The organism is Pseudomonas sp. B22129, assembly GCF_044218875.1.
Classification (GTDB): Bacteria; Pseudomonadota; Gammaproteobacteria; order Pseudomonadales; family Pseudomonadaceae; genus Aquipseudomonas.
On the sequence record NZ_CP162592.1, the window covers coordinates 2,571,657 to 2,598,530 of the forward strand.

Annotated in this window: 29 protein-coding genes and 1 tRNA gene; 27 read left to right on the forward strand and 3 right to left on the reverse strand. The window is 59.4% G+C overall.

What is annotated here, in order from left to right; genetic code table 11:
• Nucleotides 1-65: 65 nt before the first annotated feature.
• A complete protein-coding gene (locus AB4P94_RS11685) occupies nt 66-752 on the forward strand; it encodes a LysE/ArgO family amino acid transporter (RefSeq protein WP_395610649.1) in 687 nt (228 codons plus the stop codon).
• Here AB4P94_RS11685 and AB4P94_RS11690 read toward each other — a convergent pair.
• Both AB4P94_RS11690 and AB4P94_RS11695 read right to left on the reverse strand, forming a co-directional pair.
• Nucleotides 702-1,031, reverse strand: coding sequence for a hypothetical protein (locus AB4P94_RS11690; RefSeq protein WP_395610650.1), 330 nt, complete (start codon nt 1,029-1,031; stop codon nt 702-704). The genes AB4P94_RS11685 and AB4P94_RS11690 overlap by 51 nt on opposite strands.
• Nucleotides 1,032-1,125: 94 nt before the next feature.
• Nucleotides 1,126-1,210, reverse strand: a tRNA-Leu gene (locus tag AB4P94_RS11695).
• A 108-nt stretch (nt 1,211-1,318) separates the two neighbouring features.
• On the opposite strand from AB4P94_RS11695, the gene queA reads away from it, so the two are divergent.
• From queA to AB4P94_RS11725, 6 genes are all read left to right on the forward strand, one after another.
• Nucleotides 1,319-2,368 carry a tRNA preQ1(34) S-adenosylmethionine ribosyltransferase-isomerase QueA gene (queA, locus tag AB4P94_RS11700; protein WP_395610651.1) on the forward strand — a complete coding sequence of 350 codons (1,050 nt, stop codon included), beginning with the start codon at nt 1,319-1,321 and terminating at the stop codon, nt 2,366-2,368.
• 5 nt (nt 2,369-2,373) lie between these two features.
• Nucleotides 2,374-3,489, forward strand: a complete 1,116-nt coding sequence (gene tgt, locus AB4P94_RS11705; protein WP_276197995.1) for a tRNA guanosine(34) transglycosylase Tgt — start codon at nt 2,374-2,376, stop codon at nt 3,487-3,489.
• Between the two features lie 43 nt (nt 3,490-3,532).
• Nucleotides 3,533-3,871: a preprotein translocase subunit YajC gene (gene yajC, locus AB4P94_RS11710; RefSeq protein ID WP_003175975.1), complete on the forward strand. Its 339-nt coding sequence runs from the start codon at nt 3,533-3,535 to the stop codon at nt 3,869-3,871.
• Nucleotides 3,872-3,933: 62 nt separating this feature from the next.
• Nucleotides 3,934-5,802: a protein translocase subunit SecD gene (gene secD / locus AB4P94_RS11715; protein ID WP_395610652.1), complete on the forward strand. Its 1,869-nt coding sequence runs from the start codon at nt 3,934-3,936 to the stop codon at nt 5,800-5,802.
• Between the two features lie 9 nt (nt 5,803-5,811).
• Complete coding sequence (gene secF / locus AB4P94_RS11720) at nt 5,812-6,726, forward strand: protein translocase subunit SecF (protein WP_395610653.1); 915 nt, start codon at nt 5,812-5,814, stop codon at nt 6,724-6,726.
• 123 nt (nt 6,727-6,849) lie between these two features.
• Nucleotides 6,850-7,392: a glycine zipper 2TM domain-containing protein gene (locus AB4P94_RS11725; RefSeq protein ID WP_017135941.1), complete on the forward strand. Its 543-nt coding sequence runs from the start codon at nt 6,850-6,852 to the stop codon at nt 7,390-7,392.
• Between the two features lie 205 nt (nt 7,393-7,597).
• Here the strand turns inward: AB4P94_RS11725 and suhB are convergent, their stop codons facing one another.
• A complete protein-coding gene (gene suhB, locus AB4P94_RS11730; RefSeq protein ID WP_003175971.1) occupies nt 7,598-8,413 on the reverse strand; it encodes an inositol-phosphate phosphatase in 816 nt (271 codons plus the stop codon).
• Between the two features lie 145 nt (nt 8,414-8,558).
• Here suhB and trmJ point away from each other — a divergent pair, with 145 nt between their 5' ends.
• From trmJ to AB4P94_RS11830, 20 genes are all read left to right on the forward strand, one after another.
• The gene (gene trmJ, locus AB4P94_RS11735; protein ID WP_395610654.1) at nt 8,559-9,329 is read left to right on the forward strand and encodes a tRNA (cytosine(32)/uridine(32)-2'-O)-methyltransferase TrmJ; all 771 of its coding nucleotides are present in this window, start codon (nt 8,559-8,561) and stop codon (nt 9,327-9,329) included.
• A 2-nt stretch (nt 9,330-9,331) separates the two neighbouring features.
• On the forward strand, nt 9,332-10,117 hold the full coding sequence (cysE, locus tag AB4P94_RS11740) for a serine O-acetyltransferase (RefSeq protein WP_395610655.1): 786 nt from the start codon (nt 9,332-9,334) through the stop codon (nt 10,115-10,117).
• Between the two features lie 299 nt (nt 10,118-10,416).
• Nucleotides 10,417-10,908 carry a Fe-S cluster assembly transcriptional regulator IscR gene (gene iscR, locus AB4P94_RS11745; protein ID WP_003194020.1) on the forward strand — a complete coding sequence of 164 codons (492 nt, stop codon included), beginning with the start codon at nt 10,417-10,419 and terminating at the stop codon, nt 10,906-10,908.
• 50 nt (nt 10,909-10,958) lie between these two features.
• A complete protein-coding gene (locus AB4P94_RS11750; RefSeq protein ID WP_395610656.1) occupies nt 10,959-12,173 on the forward strand; it encodes an IscS subfamily cysteine desulfurase in 1,215 nt (404 codons plus the stop codon).
• 99 nt (nt 12,174-12,272) lie between these two features.
• Nucleotides 12,273-12,659 (forward strand): Fe-S cluster assembly scaffold IscU, encoded by a 387-nt coding sequence (iscU, locus tag AB4P94_RS11755; RefSeq protein ID WP_028617851.1) that lies wholly within the window; start codon nt 12,273-12,275, stop codon nt 12,657-12,659.
• 28 nt (nt 12,660-12,687) lie between these two features.
• Complete coding sequence (iscA, locus tag AB4P94_RS11760) at nt 12,688-13,011, forward strand: iron-sulfur cluster assembly protein IscA (RefSeq protein ID WP_003175963.1); 324 nt, start codon at nt 12,688-12,690, stop codon at nt 13,009-13,011.
• An 8-nt stretch (nt 13,012-13,019) separates the two neighbouring features.
• The gene (hscB, locus tag AB4P94_RS11765; protein ID WP_395610657.1) at nt 13,020-13,541 is read left to right on the forward strand and encodes a co-chaperone HscB; all 522 of its coding nucleotides are present in this window, start codon (nt 13,020-13,022) and stop codon (nt 13,539-13,541) included.
• A gap of 53 nt (nt 13,542-13,594) precedes the next feature.
• Nucleotides 13,595-15,457, forward strand: a complete 1,863-nt coding sequence (gene hscA, locus AB4P94_RS11770) for a Fe-S protein assembly chaperone HscA (RefSeq protein ID WP_395610658.1) — start codon at nt 13,595-13,597, stop codon at nt 15,455-15,457.
• Between the two features lie 3 nt (nt 15,458-15,460).
• Nucleotides 15,461-15,802: an ISC system 2Fe-2S type ferredoxin gene (gene fdx, locus AB4P94_RS11775; RefSeq protein ID WP_032890689.1), complete on the forward strand. Its 342-nt coding sequence runs from the start codon at nt 15,461-15,463 to the stop codon at nt 15,800-15,802.
• A gap of 14 nt (nt 15,803-15,816) precedes the next feature.
• Nucleotides 15,817-16,020, forward strand: a complete 204-nt coding sequence (gene iscX / locus AB4P94_RS11780; protein WP_017135947.1) for a Fe-S cluster assembly protein IscX — start codon at nt 15,817-15,819, stop codon at nt 16,018-16,020.
• A 92-nt stretch (nt 16,021-16,112) separates the two neighbouring features.
• Entirely contained in the window at nt 16,113-16,538 is a 426-nt protein-coding gene (gene ndk / locus AB4P94_RS11785; RefSeq protein ID WP_003175956.1) for a nucleoside-diphosphate kinase, read from the forward strand.
• A gap of 29 nt (nt 16,539-16,567) precedes the next feature.
• Entirely contained in the window at nt 16,568-17,716 is a 1,149-nt protein-coding gene (gene rlmN, locus AB4P94_RS11790; RefSeq protein ID WP_395610659.1) for a 23S rRNA (adenine(2503)-C(2))-methyltransferase RlmN, read from the forward strand.
• Nucleotides 17,717-17,728: 12 nt separating this feature from the next.
• Nucleotides 17,729-18,487 (forward strand): type IV pilus biogenesis/stability protein PilW, encoded by a 759-nt coding sequence (gene pilW / locus AB4P94_RS11795; protein ID WP_395610660.1) that lies wholly within the window; start codon nt 17,729-17,731, stop codon nt 18,485-18,487.
• Nucleotides 18,487-19,464 (forward strand): RodZ domain-containing protein, encoded by a 978-nt coding sequence (locus AB4P94_RS11800; RefSeq protein WP_395610661.1) that lies wholly within the window; start codon nt 18,487-18,489, stop codon nt 19,462-19,464. Before pilW ends, AB4P94_RS11800 begins: the two co-directional genes overlap by 1 nt.
• 2 nt (nt 19,465-19,466) lie before the next feature.
• The gene (gene ispG, locus AB4P94_RS11805; protein WP_101272844.1) at nt 19,467-20,576 is read left to right on the forward strand and encodes a flavodoxin-dependent (E)-4-hydroxy-3-methylbut-2-enyl-diphosphate synthase; all 1,110 of its coding nucleotides are present in this window, start codon (nt 19,467-19,469) and stop codon (nt 20,574-20,576) included.
• A 23-nt stretch (nt 20,577-20,599) separates the two neighbouring features.
• Entirely contained in the window at nt 20,600-21,889 is a 1,290-nt protein-coding gene (gene hisS, locus AB4P94_RS11810; RefSeq protein ID WP_395610662.1) for a histidine--tRNA ligase, read from the forward strand.
• 41 nt (nt 21,890-21,930) lie between these two features.
• Nucleotides 21,931-22,572, forward strand: a complete 642-nt coding sequence (locus AB4P94_RS11815; RefSeq protein WP_078738983.1) for a tetratricopeptide repeat protein — start codon at nt 21,931-21,933, stop codon at nt 22,570-22,572.
• Nucleotides 22,565-23,716 (forward strand): outer membrane protein assembly factor BamB, encoded by a 1,152-nt coding sequence (gene bamB / locus AB4P94_RS11820; RefSeq protein ID WP_395610663.1) that lies wholly within the window; start codon nt 22,565-22,567, stop codon nt 23,714-23,716. Before AB4P94_RS11815 ends, bamB begins: the two co-directional genes overlap by 8 nt.
• 269 nt (nt 23,717-23,985) lie before the next feature.
• Nucleotides 23,986-25,455 (forward strand): ribosome biogenesis GTPase Der, encoded by a 1,470-nt coding sequence (der, locus tag AB4P94_RS11825; RefSeq protein ID WP_395610664.1) that lies wholly within the window; start codon nt 23,986-23,988, stop codon nt 25,453-25,455.
• A gap of 135 nt (nt 25,456-25,590) precedes the next feature.
• Nucleotides 25,591-26,739, forward strand: coding sequence for a pyridoxal phosphate-dependent aminotransferase (locus AB4P94_RS11830; RefSeq protein ID WP_395610665.1), 1,149 nt, complete (start codon nt 25,591-25,593; stop codon nt 26,737-26,739).
• Nucleotides 26,740-26,874: the final 135 nt, after the last annotated feature.

Consider the following 26,874-nt stretch of genomic DNA (forward strand, 5'->3'; position numbering starts at 1 on the left):
CTGCTCGCCGCTGCGTTTAGTGAGGTATGCACACTACACGCCGCGCTGGCCGTTGCGATTCTGGCGTGTGTTTCATTCCTTTACATCAAATTCGAAAGGTCGCCATGACGCCTTACTTCATTGAGGGGTTGATGCTTGGCCTCGGGCTTTTTATTGCCCCAGGCCCAAAAGACACCTTGGTCATCCGCCAAGCTGTCAGCCGCGGTCCCATCTGGGGCGTAGTCGCTATCTGCGTGTTGGCCGATGTCCTGCTGATCGCTTTTGGCGTGACAGGACTAGGTTCGCTGCTGGAAAGTTGGCCAGAGGTGATGGCAGTGATGCTGGTAGCCAGCGCGGCTTATCTGCTGTGGTTCGGTAGCCAACGCTTGCTCGCCTGCATCCGTAACCAATCCATACCGGACACTCGAGGCGGTAACTCGCAGCGAGGGCTGTTGCGCACGGCGGTGGTTCTCGGTTTCGCCAACCCCTACGCCTGGCTCGATACCGTTGTGCTGATCGGCTCTATCGGCGCAGCCAAACCCTCGGGCCAACAAGCGCTATTCGCGACAGGCGCGATGACGGCATCATTGGTGTGGTTTGTGTTTCTGGCGCTGGGTTGCCAGCGATTGACGGGGCTGTTTCGTTCGCCCGTCGTCTGGCGATGGCTGGACGCGGGCGTGGCGGTGTTGATGGTTTATCTGGCGGGAATGCTGATCACCGACTCACTGGATATCTTTCAGGTAGTCCTGAAGGTGGGTCAATGGAGCGCTTAGTGCTTCAAGGCTATGCGCCTGCTGTACTTCGATGGACAGTTTGAGCAGTTCACGGCCCAGCACCGTGTCGGCACCTCCTAGCGCGTTCAATGCCTGGGAGATGCACTCATCCAGCTTCCCCTGAATCCCAACCAAATCCCCCTGACGCACCAACAACCCAAACACCTCCCGCTCATACCCATCCATCACCAAATCATCCCGCAGAATCGGGCTCGCGCCTTCGGTCTCATGCACCAGCTTGAGAGCAAAAAGCGCAACAGCTTCCAGCGTCAATTCCATGGTCCCGGCTCCTCAGTTTCTGCGTTCGCCTGCGCAGTCTCACTTTTCTGCAGGCGAAAAAAAAGACCTTGAATTTCAAGGTCTTTTTTTAAGATGGTGCCCCGAGGGAGACTCGAACTCCCACTCCTTTCGAAAACGGATTTTGAATCCGCCGCGTCTACCAATTCCGCCATCAGGGCTCAATGGCGGCGAAGTATAGAGATGAGATTACCGTTGGTCAATCACGTTTCATGGTCTATTTTCACTATTTCCGCTAGACTTCCCGGCCCTGCTAGACGAACCCCATCATGCGCGTTGCTGACTTTACTTTTGAGCTCCCTGATTCGCTGATCGCTCGCCACCCTTTGGCCGAGCGTCGCGCCAGTCGACTGCTGACCCTGGACGGGGTGAGCGGTGCCCTCGCACACCGTCAATTCACTGATTTGCTTGAGCATTTGCGCCCGGGCGATCTGATGGTGTTCAACAATACCCGGGTGATTCCGGCACGGCTGTTTGGCCAGAAAGCGTCCGGCGGCAAGCTGGAAATTCTGGTCGAGCGGGTGCTGGACAGTCATCGCGTGCTGGCCCATGTGCGCTCCAGCAAGTCGCCGAAACCGGGTTCGAACATCCTCATCGATGGCGGTGGCGAGGCCGAGATGGTCGCGCGCCATGATGCGCTGTTCGAACTCAAGTTCGCCGAGGAAGTGTTGCCGTTGTTGGAGCGCGTCGGCCATATGCCGCTGCCTCCTTATATAGACCGCCCCGACGAAGACTCGGACCGCGAGCGCTATCAAACCGTTTACTCCCAGCGCCTCGGTGCCGTGGCCGCGCCAACCGCCGGGCTGCATTTCGACCAGCCGCTGCTGGATGCGATTGCCGCCAAGGGCGTCGAAAGCGCCTATGTGACCCTGCACGTGGGGGCCGGCACGTTTCAGCCGGTGCGTGTGGATAACATCGAAGACCACCATATGCACAGCGAGTGGCTGGAAGTCAGCCAGGAAGTGGTGGATGCAGTGGCGGCGTGCAAGGCGCGCGGCGGTCGGGTGGTCGCGGTGGGCACCACCAGCGTGCGTTCGCTGGAGAGTGCGGCGCGCGATGGCGTGCTCAAGCCGTTCAGTGGCGACACCGATATCTTTATTTTTCCGGGCCGGCCGTTCCATGTGGTCGATTGCCTGGTGACCAACTTCCATTTGCCGGAATCCACGCTGTTGATGCTGGTGTCGGCCTTTGCCGGTTACCCGGAAACCATGGCCGCTTATCAAGCCGCCATCGCCAACGAGTACCGTTTTTTCAGCTACGGTGATGCGATGTTTATCACCCGTAACCCGGCGCCGCGCGGCCCTGAGGAACAATCATGAGTCGTATGTCGTTTGAATTGCTGGCCACGGATGGTAAAGCTCGCCGCGGCCGTTTGACCTTCCCACGTGGCACCGTCGAGACCCCGGCCTTCATGCCGGTCGGCACCTACGGCACCGTTAAAGGCATGATGCCGCGCGACATCGTCGCCACCGGCGCCGAGATCATTCTCGGCAACACCTTCCACCTGTGGCTGCGCCCGGGCACGGAAGTGATCAAGAAGCACGGCGACCTGCATGACTTCATGAAGTGGCAGGGCCCGATCCTGACGGACTCCGGTGGTTTCCAGGTGTTCAGCCTGGGCGCCATGCGCAAGATCAAGGAAGAGGGCGTGACCTTCGCCTCGCCGGTGGACGGTTCCAAAGTGTTCATGGGCCCGGAAGAGTCGATGCAGGTGCAGCGTGACCTCGGCTCCGACATCGTGATGATTTTCGACGAGTGCACGCCGTACCCGGCTGACGAAGACGTGGCGCGCGTTTCCATGGAGTTGTCGTTGCGTTGGGCCCAGCGCTCGAAGAATGCGCACGGCGACAACACGGCGGCGCTGTTCGGTATCGTCCAGGGCGGCATGCACGAAAGCCTGCGCAAACGCTCGCTGGAAGGCCTCGACAAGATCGGCTTTGACGGCCTGGCCATCGGCGGTTTGTCGGTAGGCGAGCCCAAGCACGAGATGATCAAGGTGTTGGATTACCTGCCGGGCCTGATGCCGGCTGACAAACCTCGTTACCTTATGGGCGTTGGCAAACCCGAAGATCTCGTAGAGGGTGTGCGCCGCGGGGTGGACATGTTCGATTGCGTGATGCCAACCCGTAATGCCCGCAATGGGCATCTGTTCATCGATACAGGCGTGCTGAAGATCCGTAACGCGTTTCATCGCCATGATGATTCGCCGCTGGATCCCACCTGTGACTGCTACACCTGCCAGAACTTCTCGCGTGCTTATCTGCACCATCTGGACAAGTGCGGGGAAATGCTGGGTAGCATGTTGAATACCATCCACAATTTGCGCCACTACCAAGTCCTGATGGCTGGTTTGCGCGAGGCTATTCAACAGGGTACATTGGCCGCCTTCGTCGATGCCTTCTATGCCAAGCGCGGGCTCCCTGTGCCGCCCTTGGACTGAGTTTTCCGACCCTAAGATTCACTATTTGCAACTGGAGTGCTAAATGAGCTTTTTTATCTCTAATGCCATGGCTGACGCCGCTGCGCCTGCCGCTGCCGGCCCAATGGGCGGTGGTTTCGAGTGGATTTTCCTGGTCGGCTTCCTGGTCATCTTCTACCTGATGATCTGGCGTCCACAGGCCAAGCGCGCCAAAGAGCAGAAAAACCTGCTGGGCAGCCTGCAAAAAGGCGACGAAGTTGTGACCACTGGCGGCATCGCCGGCAAGATCACCAAGGTTTCCGACGCTTTCGTGGTTCTGGAAGTCTCCGACACCGTAGAAATGAAGTTCCAGAAGGGCGCCATCGCCGCCACGCTGCCAAAAGGCACGCTCAAAGCGATCTGAGTAACAACCTTTACCAATCGACGGGGCGCGCAAGGCGCCCCGCGTTATAAGCGGGCGGCGTGATGCTGAACAAATACCCTCTGTGGAAATACGTACTGATCCTGGCGGTGCTGGCGATCGGTTTTATTTATTCCGCTCCCAATCTCTATCCTGATGACCCTGCGATCCAGATCACTGGCGCCAGCACTTCGCTGCAAGTCAATCAGGCTGACCTGGAGCGCGCGAGCAAAGCGCTCACCGACGCGGGTATCCAGGTTAAAGCGGCAACGTTGGCGGCTGACGCGAAGGGCGGCTTGTTGCGCCTGACCAAGGCAGAAGACCAATTGCCGGCCAAAGATGTCGTGCGCAAGGCCATGGGTGACGACTACGTTGTCGCGCTCAACCTGGCACAGACCACGCCAAAATGGCTGCGCAGCATTGGCGCGCACCCGATGAAGCTGGGTCTGGACTTGTCCGGTGGTGTGCACTTCCTGCTGGAAGTCGACATGGACAAAGCCCTCGACGCACGCCTGAAAGTCTACGAAGGCGACGTGAAGAGCCTGCTGCGCAAAGAGAAGTTGCGTTATCGCAGCCTGCCGCAGCTCAACGGTGCCATCCAGCTGGGCTTCTCTGACGAAGCTTCACGCGAACAGGCCCGTGCCCTGATCCGCAAGAATTTCAATGATTTCGACATCGTACCGGCTGACCTGAATGGCCAGGCTGTACTGCGTCTGGCGATGAGCCCGGCCAAGATCGCGGAAATCCGCGAATACTCCATCAAGCAGAACTTGACCACGGTACGTAACCGCGTCAACGAACTGGGTGTGGCCGAGCCGATCGTTCAGCGCCAAGGTGCAAACCGCATCGTGGTTGAACTGCCGGGTGTACAGGACACTGCTGAAGCCAAGCGTATCCTGGGTAAAACCGCCAACCTGGAATTCCGTCTGGCGGCCGAGCCGGGTGCTACCCGTGCCACTTCCGAAGAGTTTGAGTTCCGTGAAGGCAACCGTCCTCCAGCGCTGATCGAGCGTGGCTTGATCATCACCGGTGACCAGGTAACTGACGCCAAAGCCGGTTTCGGCGAGCACGGTACCCCTGAAGTGAACATCCGTCTGGATGGTCACGGCGGCGAACTGATGAGCCGCGCCACGCGCAGCAACGTCGGTCGCAGCATGGCGGTGATCTTCATCGAACAGCGCCCTGTTACCACTTACACCAAGCAAGTGGTTGATGGCGTCGAGAAAGACGTGCCGGTGCAGACCTTCAAGGAAGAGAAGAAGATCATCAGCCTGGCGACCATTCAGTCGCCGCTGGGTGCTCAATTCCGCATCACTGGTCTGAACGGCCAGGGCGAGTCGTCCGAACTGGCGCTGCTGTTGCGTGCCGGTGGCCTGGCGGCGCCGATGTACTTCGCTGAAGAACGTACCATTGGCCCGAGCCTGGGTGCCGACAACATCACCAAAGGTATCGATGCAGCCTTGTGGGGCATGCTGTTCGTGTCGCTGTTCATCATCGCCATCTACCGCTTCTTCGGTATCATCGCCACCGTGGCCCTGGCGGGCAACATGGTCATGCTGCTGGCGCTGATGTCGCTGCTGGGCGCTACGCTGACCCTGCCAGGTATTGCCGGTATCGTACTGACCATGGGTATGGCGGTAGACGCCAACGTGCTGATCTTCTCGCGGATTCGTGAAGAGATCGCGGCGGGCATGACTGTACAGCGTGCAATCAACGAAGGCTTCGGCCGGGCATTTACCGCGATTCTCGACTCCAACCTGACCACTCTGTTGGTCGGCGGGATTCTCTTTGCCATGGGCACAGGCCCAGTCAAAGGTTTTGCGGTGACCATGTCCCTCGGTATCTTTACCTCGATGTTCACGGCCATCATGGTGACCCGCGCAATGGTCAACCTGATCTTTGGCGGGCGTGACTTCAAGAAGTTGTGGATTTAAGGGGCTGCCATGTTACGTACAATCAACTTCATGGGCGTTCGCAACGTTGCGTTCGGCTTCACCATGCTCCTTACCGTTCTGGCGTTGTTCAGCTGGTTCCATAAGGGCCTGAACTACGGTCTGGACTTCACCGGCGGTACGCTCATCGAGCTGACCTACCAGAAGCCAGCCGACGTCACCCTGGTGCGCGGCGAGCTGGTCAAGGCCGGCTACCACGAAGCCATCGTGCAGAGCTTTGGTGCAACGACCGACCTGCTGGTGCGTATGCCGGGCGAAGACCCGCAACTGGGTCACCAGGTCGCCGAGGCTTTGCAGAAGGTTGGCGGTGACAACCCTGCGTCGGTCAAGCGCGTCGAGTTCGTGGGCCCGCAAGTGGGTGAAGAACTGCGCGACCAGGGCGGCCTCGGCATGCTGATGGCGCTGGTCGGCATCATGATCTACCTGGCGTTCCGCTTTCAGTGGAAGTTCGGTGTTGGCGCTATCGTCTCGCTGATCCACGACGTGATCGTGACCGTGGGTATCCTGGCGTACTTCCAGATCACCTTCGACCTGACGGTGTTGGCGGCGGTGCTGGCGATCATTGGTTACTCCCTCAACGACACCATCGTGGTATTCGACCGGGTTCGCGAGAACTTCCGTGTGCTGCGCAAGGCTTCGTTGATCGAGAACATCAACGTCTCCACCACCCAGACCCTGCTGCGGACCATGGCGACGTCGATCTCCACCTTGCTGGCGATTGCAGCCCTGATGATCTTCGGTGGCGACAACCTGTGGGGCTTCTCCCTGGCGCTGTTCATCGGCGTTCTGGCGGGTACCTACTCGTCGATCTACATCGCCAACGTGGTGCTGATCTGGCTGAACCTCAACAGCGAAGACTTGATCCCTCCTGCCGCCACCGGCAAGGAGGTCGACGACCGCCCTTGATGGGTGTTTGTTGATCTGCTGTTACAAAGAAGGCGCGAGTATTGAACTCGCGCCTTTTTTTTTGCTCCAAGGCTGGGTATAGCGCGGACGTTTCAGTCCGCTTGTGATGGTCAGGAGGTTCACGTGAACAAGTCGTTACTGGTTGGTGCGGTATTGGGTGCTGTCGGTGTGACTGCCGGGGGTGCTGTTGCCACCTACAGCCTGGTAAAAAGCGGCCCTGAGTATGCGCAAGTGCTGGCAGTGCAGCCGGTGAAAACCCAGATAAAAACCCCGCGTGAGGTCTGCAAGGACGTCACCGTAACCCGGCAGAAGCCGGTGCAGGATCAACATCAAATCGTCGGCACCGTGGTCGGTGCGTTGGCAGGTGGCCTGTTGGGCAACCAGGTCGGTGGTGGTAATGGCAAGAAACTGGCCACCGTCGCTGGCGCAGTCGGTGGTGGTTATGCCGGTAACAAGGTTCAGGAAGGCATGCAGAACCGCGATACCTACACCACGACCCAGCAGCGTTGCAGCACCGTCAACGACATCAGTGACAAGGTTGTCGGCTATGACGTGCGCTACAACCTGGACGGTAAGGAAGGTTCGGTGCGCATGGATCGTGACCCGGGTGGCCAGATTCCAGTCGATAAGGAAGGCCGTTTGATTCTGGGTCAGAACCAGCAATAATTTCAGGCCAGGAATCGATGCAAGTGTGGGAGCTGGCTTGCCTGCGATGCAGACACCTCGGTCTTTCCTGTAAGACCACAGTGATGCTATCGCAGGCAAGCCAGCTCCCACATTGGATTCTGCTCAGGTCAGTTGGAACTGGGTTCTCCCCAAAATCCAGGCATAAAAAAAGCACCCCCAGGGGTGCTTTTTTGTGCTCGCTCGCTTAGCGCTTCAGCGAAGCCGGCAGGTGCGGCTGGATAGCCGTCAGTACTGCTTTAAAGCATTTGGTGTTACCGGCAACCACGTGGCCTTTTTCAAGGAAGTCGTGACCGCCGGTGAAGTCGCTCACCAAGCCGCCCGCTTCTTGAATCAGCAGCGCACCTGCAGCCATGTCCCACTCGGACAGGCCCGACTCCCAGAAAGCGTCAAACCGGCCGGCTGCAACGTAAGCCAGGTCCAGGCTTGCCGCGCCAGCGCGGCGGATGCCGGCGGTCTGGCCAACCAGGGCGCGGAACATGCCCAGGTAGTTTTCCAGGTTGTCCATCTGGTCGTCACGGAACGGGAAGCCGGTGCCCAGCAGGGCGCCGTCGAGGCTGGTGCGACCGCTGACGCGCAGGCGACGGCCATTCAGTTGGGCGCCACGGCCACGGCTGGCGGTGAATTCTTCCTGACGAACCGGGTCGAGAACAACAGCGTGTTCCAGGCGGCCACGGTATTTGCAGGCGATGCTCACGGCAAAATGCGGGATACCGCGCAGGAAGTTGGTGGTGCCGTCCAGCGGGTCGATGATCCACAGGTAGTCTTCGCCTTCGCCGCTGCCTTTGTGCAAACCGGTTTCTTCACCGAGGATGCCGTGGGTAGGGTAGGCCTTGCGCAGAGCGTCGATGATTTTCTGTTCGGCGGCGCGATCCACCTCGGATACGTAATCCTTGGCGTCTTTTTCGTCGACCTTGATGGTATCCAGGCGCTCGATGGAGCGGAAGATCAATTCACTGGCGCTGCGGGCGGCGCGCAGCGCGATATTCAGCATGGGCTGCATGGATGTGTCACCTAAGGTTGTTAAAGAAAGCCGAGCATTCTAGCAGAAACTTTCTTCAGGTGAAGGACGACGTTAGCTTTCATGGCATAACCTTAGGCTGTTCTGTAAGATTTGCTCCCCTTTCCCGTGTCCGAGAGCGCCTCCCTTGCTGCAAAACATTCGTGTCGTCTTGGTCAATACCAGTCACCCCGGCAACATCGGCGGGGTGGCGCGAGCCATGAAAAACATGGGATTGACGCGTCTGGTGCTGGTCGACCCGCGCGTGTTCCCGCACCACGAGGCTGATGCCCGTGCGTCCGGCGCCAATGACTTGCTTGAAAAAGCTCAGGTCGTCGCCACTTTGGAAGATGCCTTGGTCGGCTGCAATCTGGTGCTTGGCACCAGCGCCCGTGACCGTCGCATCCCCTGGCCACTGCTGGACCCGCGTGAATGCGGTACCAAAGTCGTGGAGGAAGCGGCTGGCGGCGCCGAAATAGCCTTGGTATTTGGTCGTGAAGATTCCGGCCTGACCAATGAAGAGCTGCAGCGATGTCATTACCACGTGCACATTCCATCAGACCCCGAGTTCAGCTCGCTGAACCTCGGTGCGGCGGTGCAGGTGTTGAGTTATGAAGTGCGCATGGCTTGGCTGGCGGCACAAGGTCAGCCGAGCAAGGTGGAAAAGGACGAGGTTGCCTCGACCAAAAGTGGCGAGTTGGCCACCATGGACGAGCTGGAGCGGTTCTATGAGCACCTGGAGCAAACCCTCGTGGCCATTGAGTTCCTCGATCCTGAAAAGCCACGGCACTTGATGGCGCGCCTGCGTCGCCTGTACGGGCGCAGCTCGGTCAGCCGGGCGGAAATGAATATATTGCGTGGCATCCTCACGGAAACCCAAAAAGCAGCCCGTGGTGAGCTTCTTAAGCGGAAGGATTAAAAATGTTCGAGCGTTTGCGAGAAGATATCCAGAGTGTTTTCCACCGTGACCCGGCGGCGCGCAACGCCTTTGAAGTGCTGACCTGCTACCCGGGCATGCACGCGATCTGGATTCACCGCCTGTCCGGCGCCTTGTGGGGCATGGGCTGGAAGTGGCTGGCGCGGTTGGTGTCTAACTTTGGTCGCTGGCTGACCGGGATCGAGATTCACCCGGGGGCCAAGGTGGGGCGTCGCTTCTTTATCGATCATGGTATGGGCATTGTCATCGGTGAGACCGCTGAAATCGGCGACGACGTGACCCTTTATCAAGGTGTGACCCTGGGCGGTACTAGCTGGAACAAGGGCAAGCGCCATCCGACACTCGGTGATGGCGTCGTGGTAGGGGCGGGTGCCAAGGTGTTGGGGCCGTTCACGGTCGGTGCGGGTGCCAAGGTCGGTTCCAACGCGGTCGTGACCAAGGCTGTACCGCCTGGTGCGACTGTCGTCGGTATTCCGGGGCGCATCATCGTCAAGCCTGAAGCTGGCGACGAGCAAGAAGCCAAGCGCAAGGCCATGGCCGAGAAGATTGGTTTTGATGCCTATGGCGTCAGTGAGGACATGCCCGACCCGGTGGCGCGCGCCATTGGTCAACTGCTCGATCATCTGCAAGCGGTGGATGGCAAGCTGGACGGTATGTGCGGCGCGCTGAAAGACCTGGGCAGCCCTTACTGTGCGAAAGATCTGCCTGAGCTGCGCGAAGAAGACTTCGCCGAGATCAAGGACGAAGCCGCCGCCACCAAGGCTGGCTAGATCTTAAGGTCGACAAAAGTCTCCTGTGGGAGCTGGCTTGCCTGCGATAGCGGTCTGCCAGCCACCCTTGAGCTGCTGATCCACCGCTATCGCAGGCAAGCCAGCTCCCACATTTGGTCTCCATTGGTCTTGAGATCGGGCATTGGCCCGGTTCCCGCTGTTCGTCCCCACCCCATCCTGCTATGATTCGCGCGCCCTTTTTACGGGTAATCCTGACTAAAGTACTAGGTCTTATAGTTGACTTAAATACTCGGGAATCGCATACTTGCTCCCATTCTGAAACACCTTGGTACTTGTCCATGAGACTGACTACAAAAGGCCGATACGCGGTGACCGCCATGCTGGATCTGGCTTTGCACGCGCAAACTGGGCCGGTGTCCCTGGCCGATATCTCCGAGCGCCAAGGCATTTCCCTGTCCTACCTCGAGCAACTGTTCGCCAAATTGCGCCGCAGCAACCTGGTGTCCAGCGTGCGTGGGCCGGGTGGCGGCTATCAGTTGTCCCGCGACATGCAGGGCATCCAGGTCGCTCAGGTGATCGATGCGGTCAACGAATCCGTCGATGCCACCAAATGCCAGGGTCTGGGTGACTGCCATGCCGGCGACACCTGCCTGACACACCACCTGTGGTGTGACTTGAGCCTGCAGATCCATGAGTTTTTGAGTGGTATCAGCTTGGCTGATCTTGTGACTCGCCGTGAGGTGCAAGAAGTAGCCCAGCGTCAGGACCAGCGCCGTTGCAACACCAAGGCGCCGCGTCTGGACAAGATTGAAGCGTCCGCCGTCGAGTGACAGCCGAAGAGCTAACGGCACGCCAGCCAGCCTGATTTAGGAGAAAGTCCATGAAATTGCCGATTTACCTTGATTACTCTGCGACCACCCCGGTTGATCCGCGTGTCGCGCAAAAGATGAGCGAATGCCTGCTGGTTGACGGAAACTTCGGCAACCCGGCCTCCCGCTCCCACGTATTCGGCTGGAAAGCCGAGGAAGCGGTCGAGAACGCGCGTCGCCAGGTGGCTGACCTGGTGGGCGCCGACCCGCGTGAAATCGTCTGGACCTCCGGTGCCACCGAGTCCGACAACCTGGCAATCAAGGGCGCGGCGCATTTCTATGCGAGCAAAGGCAAGCACCTGATCACCACCAAGATTGAGCACAAGGCTGTCCTCGACACCATGCGCCAACTGGAGCGTGAAGGTTTTGAGGTCACCTACCTCGAGCCAACCACCGACGGTATCGTCACCCCGGCCATGATTGAAGCGGCCCTGCGTGAAGACACCATTCTGGTTTCCGTGATCCACGTAAACAACGAAATCGGCACCATCAATGACATCGCAGCCATCGGCGAACTGACCCGTTCCAAGGGCATCCTGCTGCATGTCGACGCTGCTCAGTCCACCGGCAAGGTCGATATCGACCTGTCGAAGCTGAAAGTCGACCTGATGTCGTTCTCTGCCCACAAGACCTACGGCCCTAAAGGCATCGGCGCCCTGTACGTGAGCCGCAAGCCGCGTGTGCGCATCGAAGCCACCATGCACGGTGGCGGTCACGAGCGCGGCATGCGTTCGGGCACCCTGGCGACCCACCAGATCGTGGGCATGGGCGAAGCCTTCCGCGTAGCCAAGGAAGACATGGCTGCGGAAAACGTGCGCATCAAGGCCCTGAGCGATCGCTTCTACAAGCAGGTCGAAGGCCTCGAAGAGCTGTACATCAACGGCAGCATGACTGCCCGTGTACCGCACAACCTGAATTTGAGCTTCAACTATGTCGAAGGCGAGTCGCTGATCATGGCACTCAAGGACCTGGCGGTTTCGTCCGGTTCGGCCTGCACCTCGGCTTCCCTTGAGCCGTCGTACGTTCTGCGCGCCCTGGGCCGCAACGACGAACTGGCACACAGCTCGATCCGCTTTACGTTCGGCCGCTTCACCACCGAAGAGCAAGTCGATTACGCCGCGCAGAAAGTCTGCGAAGCGGTCAACAAGCTGCGCGTTCTGTCGCCGCTGTGGGACATGTACAAAGACGGTGTCGATATTTCCAAGATCGAGTGGGCGGCACACTAACTATAGAAGCCGCCACCCCAGCTCTGTAGGCACGTGGCGGAAAACGCAGGCGTGTCTACAGGGTTCCAGAGCGGCCCTGATGAGTGAGGATTCAGTACCATGGCTTACAGCGAAAAGGTCATTGACCACTACGAAAACCCGCGTAACGTCGGCAAGATGGACGCGGAAGACCCGGATGTCGGCACCGGCATGGTCGGCGCTCCGGCGTGCGGCGATGTGATGCGCCTGCAGATCAAGGTCAACGACGCTGGCGTTATTGAAGACGCCAAGTTCAAGACCTATGGCTGCGGTTCGGCCATCGCCTCGAGCTCCCTGGCGACCGAATGGATGAAAGGCAAGACCCTGGATGAGGCTGTGACTATCAGCAACACCCAGCTGGCCGAAGAACTGGCCCTGCCGCCAGTGAAAATCCACTGCTCGGTACTCGCGGAAGACGCCATCAAGGCGGCCGTTCGCGACTACAAGCAGAAGAAAGGCTTGATCTAAGCATTTGGCGACGAGTAAGGAGTCAACGATGGCTATCAGCATGACAGAAGCGGCAGCGCAGCACATTCGCCGCTCCCTGAATGGGCGCGGCAAAGGTGAGGGGATTCGTCTGGGTGTTCGCACCACGGGCTGTTCCGGCCTTGCCTACGTGCTGGAGTTTGTCGACGAGGTGGTTGCGGAAGACCAGGTGTTCGAAAGTCACGGCGAGAAAGTGATCATCGACCCTAAAAGCCTGACCTACCTGGACGGCACCGAGCTCGATTTCGTCAAGGAAGGGTTGAACGAAGGTTTCAAGTTCAACAACCCCAACGTGCGCGGTGAATGTGGCTGCGGCGAAAGCTTCAACATCTGAGGCTATTCGTGGGTACTCCTTGTCATTTCGCTTTATTCGAGCTGCAGCCGAGCTTTCGGCTGGACCTTGAGCAACTCGCCACGCGCTATCGAGAATTGGCGCGTGGGGTGCATCCGGACCGTTTTGCTGACGCTTCCGAGCGTGAGCAGCGTGTGGCGCTGGAGCGATCAGCCAGCCTCAACGAAGCCTATCAGACGCTGAAAAACCCGCCCAAACGCGCGCGTTACCTGCTCGCAATGAAAGGCGGCGAGTTGCCGATGGAAGTCACGGTGCACGACCCGGACTTCCTGATGCAGCAAATGCAGTGGCGCGAGGAACTCGAAGAGTTGCAGGACGAGGCCGATGTGGCGGGTGTCGCAGTCTTCAAGCGCCGTCTGAAAGTGGCCCAGGATGAGCTCAACGAAAGCTTCGCAGCCTGTTGGGATGATGCGGCGCAACGTGAACAGGCCGAGCGCCTGATGCGGCGCATGCAGTTCCTCGACAAGCTCACCTACGAAGTGCGCCAGCTAGAAGAGCGCCTCGACGATTAACCCCGTGTGCTGCCCGTGATGCACGCCTGATAGACAGATAAGACCTGATTACCATGGCCCTACTGCAAATCGCCGAACCCGGCCAAAGCCCTCAACCGCACCAGCGTCGCCTGGCGGTCGGGATTGACTTGGGCACCACCAATTCCCTGGTTGCTGCCTTGCGCAGTGGCCTGTCCGAGCCGTTGCCCGACGCCGATGGCCAGGTGATCCTGCCGTCCGCTGTGCGCTACCACGCCGATCGCACCGAAGTCGGTGAGTCGGCCAAGCTGGCTGCGTCTACCGACCCCTTGAACACCGTGCTGTCGGTCAAGCGTTTGATGGGGCGTGGTCTGTCCGACGTCAAGCAATTGGGCGACCAGCTGCCGTACCGCTTTGTTGGCGGTGAATCCCATATGCCGTTCATTGACACCGTACAGGGCCCGAAAAGCCCGGTAGAAGTGTCGGCAGACATCCTCAAGGTGCTGCGCCAGCGTGCAGAAACCACTTTGGGTGGCGAGCTGGTGGGCGCGGTGATCACGGTTCCAGCGTATTTCGATGACGCTCAGCGCCAAGCCACCAAAGATGCGGCCAAGCTCGCTGGCCTGAACGTGCTGCGCCTGCTCAACGAGCCGACTGCGGCGGCCGTGGCCTATGGCCTGGATCAGCATGCAGAAGGCTTGGTCGCCATTTACGACTTGGGTGGCGGCACCTTTGATATTTCGATCCTGCGCCTGACTGGCGGCGTTTTCGAAGTGCTGGCCACCGGTGGCGATACTGCCCTGGGCGGCGATGACTTCGACCACGCCATTGCGGGCTGGATCATCACCGGCGCCGGCTTGTCTGCCGACCTGGACCCGGGTGAGCAGCGCAGCCTGCTGCAAACCGCCTGCGCCGCTAAAGAAGCGCTGACTGATGCTGCTTCTGTCGAAGTTTCCTACGGCTCCTGGTCGGCTCAACTGACCCGGGAAGCCTTTGATTCGTTGATTGAGCCCATGGTCGCCCGCAGCCTCAAGGCCTGCCGCCGTGCCGTACGCGACTCTGGCATTGAGCTGGAAGACGTGGCCGCTGTGGTCATGGTCGGCGGTTCTACTCGCGTGCCGCGTGTTCGCGAGGCCGTGGCTGAAGCGTTTGGTCGCCAGCCACTGACCGAAATCGACCCGGATCAAGTCGTTGCCATTGGCGCTGCGATCCAGGCCGACACCCTTGCGGGCAACAAACGCGATGGTGGCGAATTGCTGCTGCTCGACGTGATTCCTTTGTCCTTGGGGTTGGAAACCATGGGCGGCTTGATGGAGAAGGTGATTCCACGCAATACCACCATTCCTGTCGCCCGCGCCCAGGACTTCACCACGTACAAAGATGGCCAGACGGCCATGATGATTCACGTGCTGCAAGGCGAGCGCGAGCTGATCAGCGACTGCCGCTCCCTGGCGCGCTTCGAATTGCGCGGTATCCCGGCGATGGTCGCGGGTGCGGCGAAGATTCGCGTGACCTTCCAGGTCGACGCCGATGGCCTGCTGAATGTGGCGGCGCGCGAGCTGGGCTCAGGCGTTGAAGCCAGTATCCAGGTCAAGCCGTCCTACGGCCTCACCGACGGTGAAATCGCCAAGATGCTCAAGGATTCCTTCCAGTACGCCGGTGACGACAAGGTCGCCCGTGTGTTGCGTGAGCAGCAAGTGGACGCCCAGCGCCTGCTTGAAGCCGTGCAGGGCGCCCTTGATGCTGATGGCGAACGCCTGCTGGACGCCGAAGAGCGCATGGTCATCGACCTGCAGATGCAGGAATTGGCCGAATTGATGAAAGGCGCCGATGGTTATGCCATCGAGCAACAGACCAAGCGTCTGTCGCAAGTGACCGATGCTTTTGCCGCCCGTCGGATGGACCAGTCGGTAAAAGCCGCCCTGGCGGGACGCAACCTGAATGAAATCGAGGAATAATTAATGCCGCAGGTCATTTTTCTGCCACACGCCGAGCATTGCCCGGACGGTATGGTCGTGGAGGCTGAGACCGGCAAGTCCATCCTCGAAGTTGCCCATGACAACCACATCGAGATCGAAAGTGCCTGCGGTGGCGTCTGCGCCTGCACCACTTGCCACTGCATCATTCGCGAGGGGTTCAATTCCCTTGAAGAAGCCGATGAGCTGGAAGAGGACTTTCTGGATCGCGCGTGGGGCCTGGAGGCGCAATCGCGCTTAAGCTGTCAGGCAAAGGTCGGGACTGAAGACATTACCGTCGAAATTCCGAAATATTCCCTCAACCATGCCGCCGAAGCGCCGCATTGATTCAAGGAAATGTCATGAGCCTGAAATGGGTTGATGTACAAGAAATCGCTATACAACTTGCTGAAGCGCATCCTGAGGTCAATCCTCTTACCGTGAACTTCGTGAAGTTGCGCGACCTCGTAATGGCGCTGCCGGAATTCGACGACATCCCGGACCGGGGTGGCGAAAAGGTTCTGGAGGCGATTCAGGGTCTGTGGATCGAAGAAGCAGACGACTGAGCCGCATTTTTACGCAGTTAGGCAATACCTGATAACCCGCGTATAATTCGCGGGTTTAATTTTTCGTAAATTACCGTTTCTGGAGTTACACCATGGCTGTTCAACGTACTTTCTCCATCATCAAGCCTGACGCTGTTGCAAAAAACGTCATCGGCGAGATCACCACTCGTTTCGAAAAAGCCGGCCTGAAGGTTGTAGCTTCGAAACTCAAGCAACTGTCCAAAGCCGAAGCTGAAGGCTTCTACGCTGAGCACAGCGCTCGTGGCTTCTTCGGCGACCTGGTGGCCTTCATGATCTCCGGCCCTGTTGTTGTTCAGGTTCTGGAAGGCGAAAACGCTATCGCTCTGAACCGTGAGCTGATGGGCGCTACCAACCCTAAAGAAGCAGCTGCCGGCACCATCCGTGCTGACTTCGCTGAGTCCATCGACGCCAACGCTGTTCACGGTTCGGACTCCGAAGCCGCTGCTGCCCGCGAAATTTCGTACTTTTTCGCTGCTACTGAAGTAACCGCTCGCTAAGCATTGGCTTAAAGAGTGAGGGTGAATCCATGACTACATCGACTGTTAAAACCAACCTGCTGGGTCTTACCCAGCCGGAAATGGAGAAATTCTTCGACTCAATCGGGGAGAAGCGTTTCCGTGCCGGTCAGGTAATGAAGTGGATTCACCACTTTGGCGTCGACGATTTCGACGCCATGACGAACGTCAGCAAGGCCCTGCGCGACAAGCTCAAGGCCATTGCCGAGGTTCGTGGTCCCGAGGTTGTCAGCGAGGACATCTCCACCGACGGCACCCGTAAGTGGGTGGTGCGTGTGGCGTCCGGCAGCTGCGTCGAGACCGTTTACATTCCCCAGGGCAAACGCGGCACATTGTGCGTTTCGTCCCAGGCTGGCTGTGCCCTGGACTGCAGTTTCTGCTCCACCGGCAAGCAAGGCTTCAACAGCAACCTCACCGCCGCCGAAGTGATCGGCCAGGTGTGGATTGCCAACAAATCCTTTGGCAGCGTCCCGGCAACCGTCGACCGTGCCATCACCAACGTGGTGATGATGGGCATGGGCGAGCCGCTGTTGAACTTCGACAACGTCATTGCGGCCATGCACCTGATGATGGATGACCTGGGCTACGGCATTTCCAAGCGCCGCGTAACCCTGTCGACCTCCGGCGTGGTACCGATGATTGATGAGCTGGCCAAGCACATCGACGTCTCCCTGGCGTTGTCGCTGCACGCACCGAATGACGCATTGCGTAACCAATTGGTGCCAATCAACAAGAAGTATCCGCTTAAGATGCTGCTCGAATCTTGCCAGCGTTATATGGCGACCTTGGGTGAAAAGCGTGTGCTGACCATTGAGTACACCATGCTCAAGGACATCAACGACAAGGTCGAGCACGCCGTCGAGATGATCGAGTTGCTCAAGAACACCCCGTGCAAGATCAACCTGATTCCGTTTAATCCGTTTCCCCATTCTGGCTACGAGCGGCCGAGCAACAACGCCATCCGCCGTTTCCAGGATCAACTGCACCAGGCCGGCTATAACGTCACCGTGCGCACCACCCGTGGTGAAGACATCGACGCCGCCTGTGGCCAATTGGTAGGGCAGGTGATGGACCGCACCCGCCGCAGCGAGCGTTATATCGCCGGACGCGAACAGAACGCCGCCGACGATTTACCGCTGATTGCTGTGAATCGACTCTGAGAGAGGATCTCTATGCCCTTGCGCCTCGCGCTGCTTTTACTGGTTACCGGCCTCGTGGCCGGTTGCGTTTCATCGGGCCATGACAGCCCTTTGCAGACCGGTAAAGGCCGTGACGAGGCGCGAGTTGCCTATGTGCAGCTGGGCTTGGGTTATCTGCGCCAAGGCATGAGCGAGCAGGCCAAGGTGCCGCTGAAAAAGGCCCTCGAACTGGAGGGGGACGACGCCGACGCCAATGCCGCACTCGCATTGGTGTTCCAGGCCCAGTCTGAGCCTGAACTGGCCGATCAGTATTTTCTCAAAGCCCTGGCCTCACGTCCCGCCGACCCGCGGCTGCTGAACAACTACGGCAGCTTCCTGTTCTCGCAGAAACGTTATGACCAGGCTTCCCGTTATTTCCAGCAGGCCTCCTCCGATACTCTCTACCCGGAGCGGTCGCGGGTGTTCGAGAACCTTGGGGTGACCTCAATGCGCCTCGGCCAGCGCGACAGCGCCCGCCAGCAGTTGGAAAAAGCCCTGCATTTGAACGGTCGTCAGCCTCGCGCGTTGCTCGAAATGGCTGAGATGTCTTACGAAGACAGGCATTATGTGCCGGCACGTGACTATTACGAGCGTTTTAGCCTGCTCAGCGGGCAAAATGCACGTAGTCTATTGCTCGGTGTGCGGCTGGCGACGGTTCATGAAGAACGCGACACGGCTGCACGTTTTGGCCAGCAACTCGAACGACTCTATCCCGGTACGCCGGAATATCAGCAATACCTGTCGGAGCAATGATGAAAGCGGCGCACCCGGAAGTTGTAGCAGCTAATCGCGTAAACCCAGGCGAGACCTTGCGTCAGGCCCGCGAAAGCAATGGTTGGTCGCTGGCGGAAGTGGCCCTCAAGCTCAATTTGACCACCACGTCCCTCGGCAACCTGGAAGCCGGCGCGTTCGACAAGCTGCCTGGGCATACCTTTGCCCGCGGCTATATCCGCGCCTACGCCAAGTTGCTGGGTATTGACCAGGCCGTGCTGGTCCAGGAGTTCGACCAGTTCACCGGCACTGACTCCCAGGGCAGTAACGTGCATGGCCTGGGTCGTATCGAAGAGCCTGTACGGGTTTCCCATACGATTTTGCGCATTGTCAGCCTGTTGCTGCTGATCGCCGTGATTGGCGGTGGCTTCGTCTGGTGGCAAGACCAGACCACCCAGCGCGCCAAAGACCTGACCAGCAACGCGATGGAACACGTCGAAGTCGAAAGCGCCGACGGCACCACCCAGATTCATCCGCTGGACGAGCCGGAAGACCAGGCCGTTGCCGAAGGCCAGGCCGCGCCGCAAGCACCAGCTGCTGTCGAGCAGCCCGCTACCGAAGCGAACACTGCGCCTGCTGCAGCCCCCGCTCCAGCGGCGCCCGCGGCTCCGACAGCGCCAGTGGCACACGCGCCGGTCGCGCCTGTGCAGGCCCCGGCGCCAACCGCCCCGGCAGCTCCGGCTGTTTCTGCGCCGACCACACCTGCGTTGATCGCCGGTGACGGGCATATCCAGATTACCTTCGTCGCTGACTGCTGGACGCAAGTCACCGATGGCAACGGCAAAGTGCTGTTCAGCGGTCTGAAGCGCAAGGGAGATACGCTTGACCAGGGCGGCAAGCCTCCTTTGACGCTGCGTCTGGGCTTTGCCCGTGGCGCGCAAGTGGCCTACAACGGCCAGCCTGTGGACGTGGCGCCGTTCACCAGTGGCGAGACTGCTCGCCTGAAGTTGGGACAATAGTCATGCACGGCGAATCTCCAATCAAACGTCGCGTATCGCGCAAAATCTGGGTCGGTTCGGTGCCGGTGGGTGGCGATGCCCCCATCGCAGTCCAGAGCATGACCAACAGCGACACCAATGATGTGGCCGCCACCGTGGCCCAGATCAACCGTCTGGAAGCTGCCGGCGTCGACATCGTGCGCGTTTCGGTGCCGGATATGGATGCTGCCGAAGCGTTTGGCCGTATCAAGCAACTGGTCAAGGTGCCGCTGGTCGCCGACATTCACTTCGACTACAAGATCGCCTTGCGCGTAGCCGAGCTGGGTGTGGATTGCCTGCGCATCAACCCGGGCAATATCGGTCGCGAAGACCGGGTGCGCGCTGTGGTTGACGCCGCCCGTGACCGTGGCATCCCCATCCGCATCGGCGTGAACGCCGGTTCCCTGGAAAAAGACCTGCAAAAGAAATACGGCGAACCGACCCCGGCCGCGCTGGTTGAATCGGCGCTGCGCCACGTTGAGCACCTTGAACGCCTGAATTTCCAGGACTTCAAGGTCAGCGTAAAGGCCTCGGACGTGTTCATGGCGGTAGAAGCCTACCGCCTGCTGGCCAAGGAAATCGTGCAGCCGCTGCACCTGGGTATCACGGAAGCGGGCGGTTTGCGCTCAGGCACAGTGAAATCTGCAGTGGGTCTCGGTATGCTGCTCGCCGAAGGGATCGGCGATACCATCCGCATCTCCCTGGCGGCAGACCCCGTAGAGGAAGTGAAGGTCGGTTACGACATTCTCAAATCCCTGCGTTTGCGTTCCCGTGGCATCAATTTCATTGCCTGCCCGAGCTGCTCGCGGCAGAACTTCGACGTGGTGAAAACCATGAACGATCTGGAATTGCGCCTTGAAGACCTGCTGGTGCCGCTGGATGTTGCAGTGATCGGTTGCGTGGTCAACGGCCCAGGTGAAGCCAAAGAGGCGCACGTAGGCCTGACCGGCGGTACACCGAACCTGATTTACATCGACGGCAAACCGTCGCAGAAGTTGACGAATGACAATCTGGTGGATGAGCTCGAAAGACTGATCCGCGAGAAAGCGGCCGAAAAGGTCGCGGCTGACGCAGCGCTGATCGCGCGCGGCTGATTGAACGAATTTAAGGATCAGATGTGAGCAAGTCTCTGCAAGCCATTCGTGGCATGAACGACATCCTGCCGGAGCAGACGCCACTGTGGCGTTACTTCGAGAACACGGTCGCGCGCCTGCTGGATAACTACGGTTACAAGCAGATCCGTATGCCGATCGTCGAGTTCACCGAGCTGTTCAAGCGCTCCATCGGCGAAGTCACCGACATCGTCGAAAAAGAGATGTATACCTTTGAAGACCGCAACGGCGACTCCCTGACCCTGCGTCCGGAAGGTACTGCCGCGTGCGTGCGTGCGGTGCTTGAGCATGGCCTCACCGGTGCCGGCCAGCCGCAGAAGCTGTGGTACATCGGCCCGATGTTCCGTCACGAACGCCCGCAGAAAGGCCGTTATCGCCAGTTTCACCAGATTGGCCTGGAAGTGTTCAACATCGATGGCCCGGACATCGACGCCGAGCTGATCGTGCTGACTTGGCGCCTGTGGGGCCTGCTGGGCATCCGTGACGCGGTCAAGCTTGAACTCAACAGCCTGGGTACCAGCGAGTCCCGCGGCCGCTACAAGGTTGCGCTGGTCGAGTATCTGTCCGCCCACCTGGACAAGCTGGACGAAGACAGCCAGCGCCGCCTGAAAACCAACCCGTTGCGCGTGCTGGATACCAAGAACGCCGACACCCAGGCCGTACTGGTCAACGCGCCGAAAATGGCCGACTACCTGGACGATGAATCCCGCGCGCACTTTGAGGGCCTCAAGGCTCGCCTGGATGCAGCGGGTATTCCGTTCGTGATCAACACGAAGTTGGTGCGCGGCCTCGATTACTACAGCAAGACCGTGTTCGAGTGGGTTACCGACAAACTCGGCGCCCAGGGCACCGTCTGCGCGGGTGGTCGTTACGACGGTCTGGTCGAACAGATGGGCGGCAAGCCGACCACGGGCGTGGGTTTTGCCATGGGCATCGAGCGCCTGATCCTGTTGCTCGAAACCCTGGAGCAAGTTCCAGAAGAAATTTCCCGTCAGGTGGACGTGTACCTCTGCGCTTTTGGCGAGGCCGCCGAACTGGCTGCCCTGGCCCTGAGCGAAAAGGTGCGTGACCAACTGCCCAACCTGCGTCTGCAAGTCAATGCCGGCGCCGGCAGCTTCAAGAGCCAGTTCAAGAAGGCCGACAAGAGCGGTGCGCTGTACGCACTGATCCTTGGCGATGACGAACTGGCCCAGCAAGTGATAGGTTTCAAACCCCTGCGTGGCCAGGGCGAGCAACAGAACATTGCCTTTGATGCGCTCGCTGCGCACTTGGCCACCTGCGTAGTGCAGGGTTGAAGCTGTCGAACAGCCGAATTTAGCGATTAAGGAGTATTGGGGTGTCGAGTACTGATGATGATCAACTGGCCGAGTTCAAGGACTGGTGGCAGCGTAACGGCAAGCCCTTGGTTACTGGCGGTCTGCTGGCTTTAGTGGTGGTGTTCGGCTGGCAGGCCTGGCACAAGTATCAGGCCAACCAGTCCCAGGGCGCCTCGATCCTCTATCAGCAATTGCTGGAAACCACGCTGACGCCGGATGGCAAGCCAGACCCTGCCCAAGTGGCAGACCTGGCCAGCAAGCTGAAAAACGAATTCGGCGGTAGCACCTACGCCCAGTACGGCAGCCTGTTCGTCGCGAAAGTTGCGGTCGACACCGGCAAGCTGGATGACGCCGCCACCGAGCTGAAGGCCATCGCCGACAAACCGACCAACCCTACCCTGGGTGAAATCGCACGTCAGCGCCTGGCGCAGGTATTGGCGGCACAGAACAAGGCTGACGAAGCACTCAAACTGCTCGACGGCGATGCTGACAAGGCATTTGTGGCCACTCGTGAAGAGCTCAAGGGCGACCTGTTGGTCCAATTGGGTCGTACCGATGAAGCCCATGCTGCGTACCAAAAGGCCAAGGCGGCGCTGTCTGATGAAGCGGCGGTCGGTGGCTTACAAATCAAGCTCGACGACTTGGCCAAAGGGGATGCGTGACGTGATCCGTTGGAAACATGCAGCATTGCTGGCTCTGGCCGTTCTGGCCGCGGGTTGCAGCAGCAACAGTAAAAAAGAACTGCCTCCGGCCGAGCTGACCAGCTTCAAGGAAGAAGTGGTCCTGCAAAAGCAATGGAGCCGCTCCGTCGGTGACGGCCAGGGCGACCTCTACAACCTGTTGCAGCCGGCAATCGACGGCGACAACATCGTGGCCACTGACTCCACTGGCGTGATCATCGCCATGGATCGCATGAACGGCGACGTGAAGTGGAAGAAAGACCTCGAACTGCCGGTTTCCGGTGGTGTGGGTGTCGGCTACGGCATGGTGCTGGTCGGCACGCTCAAAGGTGACGTGGTGGCTCTGGATTCGGCCACCGGTGAAGAGAAATGGCGCGCCCGCGTGACCAGTGAAGTACTCGCATCGCCAGCCACCAACGGTGATGTTGTCGTGGTGCAGACCCAGGATGACCGTGTAATCGGCCTGGACGCTGCTACCGGCAACCAGCGCTGGTTGTACGACAGCACGCCGGCGGTACTGACGTTGCGCGGCACCAGTGGTCCGATTGTGACCAATAATCTGGCCGTGGCAGGCCTGTCGACCGGTAAAGTGGTCGCCCTGGACACCCAGAACGGCGTGCCGGCCTGGGAAACCCGCGTGGCCATCCCGCAAGGTCGTTCCGAACTGGACCGCGTAGTGGACATCGACGGCGGCTTGCTGCTGTCGGGTGAAACCATCTATGTGGCCACCTACCAGGGCCGCGTTGCGGCGCTGGACCTGCAAAGCGGCCGCATCAACTGGCAGCGTGATGCTTCCAGTTATGCCGGTGTCGCCCAAGGGTTTGGCAGCGTCTACGTAAGCCTTGCTTCCGGCACTGTTGAAAGTGTCGACGAGCGTTCCACCACTGCACTGTGGAGCAACGACTCCCTGGCCCGTCGTCAACTGTCGGCCCCGGAAGTGTTCTCCAGCTACGTAGCGGTAGGTGACTTCGAAGGTTACCTGCACCTGCTGAGCCAGGTGGACGGTCGCTTCGTAGGTCGTGAGCGTATCGACAGCGACGGCCTGCGTGCTCGTCCGCTGGTCGTGGGTAACATGCTTTATGTGTTTGGCAACAGCGGCAAGCTGGAAGCCCTGACCATCAAGTAAGAACTATGCTTGGGGGTAGCCCTCAAGCAGCTTCACCTGTAGAAGCCGCGCTATGTGGCGAGGGAGCTTGCTCCCGCTGGAGTGCGAAGCGCTCCCAAACCGATTGATGAGGTGTGTCAGATGCATCTCGGTCGAATGGTTCAGGGGCTGCTTCGCAGCCCAGCGGGAGCAAGCTCCCTCGCCACAGGACGCTCGCTGCTACAGTCGAGCACCAGCCGCTGCCTTGCAGCGGCTTTTGTATTTTCTGAAATAACGAAGTGGAGAGCCGCATGGTTCCCGTAATCGCCCTGGTGGGCCGACCTAACGTCGGCAAGTCCACCTTGTTCAACCGCCTGACCAGGACTCGCGACGCCATTGTCGGCGACTTGTCCGGTCTGACCCGTGATCGCCAATACGGTGAGGCAAAGTGGCAAGGGCGCTCCTACATTATTGTCGACACCGGTGGTATCTCCGGCGACGAACATGGCATGGACGAAAAGATGGCCGAGCAGTCACTGCTGGCCATTGAAGAAGCTGATGTCGTGCTGTTCCTGGTGGACGCCCGCGCGGGCTACACCGCCGCCGACCAGATGATTGGCGAGCACTTGCGCAAGCGTAACAAGCGCTCGTATTTGATCGCCAACAAGATCGACAACATCGATCCTGAGCAGGCCCGTGCCGAGTTCAGCCCGATGGGCCTGGGTGATGCAATCCCGATCGCCGGTGCCCACGGTCGCGGTATCACCCAGATGCTGGAAATCGCCCTGCGCGACTTCCCGAAGGATGATGTCGAGGAAGAAGAGGGTGAGGAAGAGATCGTCGCCGAAGGTGAGGAAGCCAAGCGTATTCCTGGCCCGAGCGAAAAAGACGGTATCAAGATCGCCATCATCGGCCGCCCGAACGTCGGCAAGTCGACCCTGGTCAACCGTATGCTCGGTGAAGACCGTGTAATCGTGTATGACCAACCCGGCACCACCCGCGACAGCATCTACATCCCGTTCGAACGTAACGAGGAAAAGTACACGCTGATCGACACCGCCGGCGTGCGCAAGCGCGGCAAGATCCACGAGGAAGTTGAAAAGTTCTCGGTGGTCAAAACCCTGCAAGCGATCAAAGACGCCAACGTGGTGATCTTTGTGATGGACGCCCGCGAAGGCGTGGTGGACCACGATCTCAACCTGCTGGGCTTTGCCCTGGAGGCCGGTCGGGCACTGGTGATCGCGATCAACAAGTGGGACGGCATGACGCCGAGCGAGCGCGATTTCGTCAAGATCGAGTTGCAGCGTCGTCTGTTCTTCGTTGAGTTCGCCGATATCCACTTCATCTCGGCCCTGCACGGCACCGGCGTGGGTAACCTCTACGCGTCCGTACAGAACTCGTTCAAGTCCGCGGTCACCCGCTGGCCGACCAACCGCCTGACCCAGATTCTGGAAGATGCGGTGGGCGAGCATGCGCCGCCGATGGTCAACAACCGCCGGATCAAACTGCGTTACGCCCACTTGGGTGGTGCCAACCCGCCGATTATCGTGATTCACGGTAACCAGATCGAGAAGGTGCCCAAATCCTACGTGCGTTACCTGGAAAACACCTACCGCCGCGTCTTGAAGCTGGTCGGTACGCCGATCCGTATCGAGTTCAAGGGTGGTGATAACCCGTACGAAGGCAACAAGAACACACTGACTGACCGTCAGGTGAACAAGAAGCGTCGTTTGATGACTCACCACAAGAAGGCCGACAAGAAGCGTCGTGACAAGAAATAACGACCGCTTCACGTTGTAAGCTACAAGCTGCAAGAGAGGGCCCTTTCAGGGCCCTTTTTTGTGTGCGATGGTTTGTCGCTTGACCTGCTTGCGGCTTGCAGCTTAAAACTTGGGGCTCACCTGCAGGGGCCACCGATGATCACCAGCAAGCTGCCGAATGTCGGCACGACCATTTTCACCACCATGTCGCAACTCGCCGTTGAAACCGGCGCGCTCAACCTGTCTCAGGGCTTTCCGGATTTCAATGGCCCACAGGGCCTGCTCGATGCGGTGGGCAAGCATATCGCCCTCGGTCATAACCAGTACGCGCCAATGACCGGCCTGCCAGTGTTGCGTCAGCAGGTGGCCGCCAAGATCGCCCGCAGTTATGGCGCCACGGTCAATGTCGACAGCGAGGTGACTATTACTCCAGGCGCTACCGAGGCGATTTTCTGCGCGATTCAGGCGGTGATTCGCAATGGCGATGAGGTCATTGTGTTTGACCCCAGCTATGACAGCTACGAGCCGTCGGTCGAGCTGGCGGGTGGCCGGTGTGTGCATGTACAACTGAGCTTGAGCGGTTTTGCCCTCGACTTCGAGAAGATCAAGGCGGCGCTGTCACCGCGCACGCGGATGATCATCCTCAACTCCCCACACAACCCGACCGGTGCGCTGATCAGCCGCGCCGAGCTGGACCAGTTGGCCGACATGATCCGCGACCGCGACATCTATCTGGTCAGTGATGAGGTTTACGAGCACCTGGTGTTCGACGGCATGCCCCATATCAGCGTGCTGGCGCATGAGGAGCTGTACCAGCGTGCGTTCGTGGTGAGTTCCTTCGGCAAAACCTACCACGTCACCGGCTGGAAAACCGGCTACGTCGTCGCGCCACCGGCCCTGACCGCAGAGCTGCGCAAGGTGCACCAATACGTGAACTTCTGCGGCGTGACGCCTTTGCAGTACGCACTGGCTGACTTCATGGCCGAACACCCCGAGCACGTCGAGGAACTGCCGGCGTTCTACCAGGCCAAGCGTGATCTGTTCTGCGACCTGCTGGAGCCGTCGCGTTTCAGCTTTACCCGGGTGGCGGGCACCTACTTTCAACTGGTGGATTACTCACAGATTCGCCCGGACCTGGACGACGTAGCCATGTCCCTATGGATGACCCGCGAACACGGCGTTGCAACCATTCCGGTGTCGGTGTTCTATCAACACCCACCCCAAGGCCAGCGTCTGGTACGCCTGTGCTTTGCCAAGCGCGAGGAGACGCTGCAACAGGCGGCGGAGAAACTGTGCGTGATCTGACTGCCGACAGTTTTCGGTTTGTCTGATAGACCGCCATCGCGGGCAAGCCCGCTCCCACATTTGGAATGCATTCCCCTGTGGGAGCGGGCTTGCCCGCGATGAGGCCCTCACATACAACACCAACAAAAAGGCCCC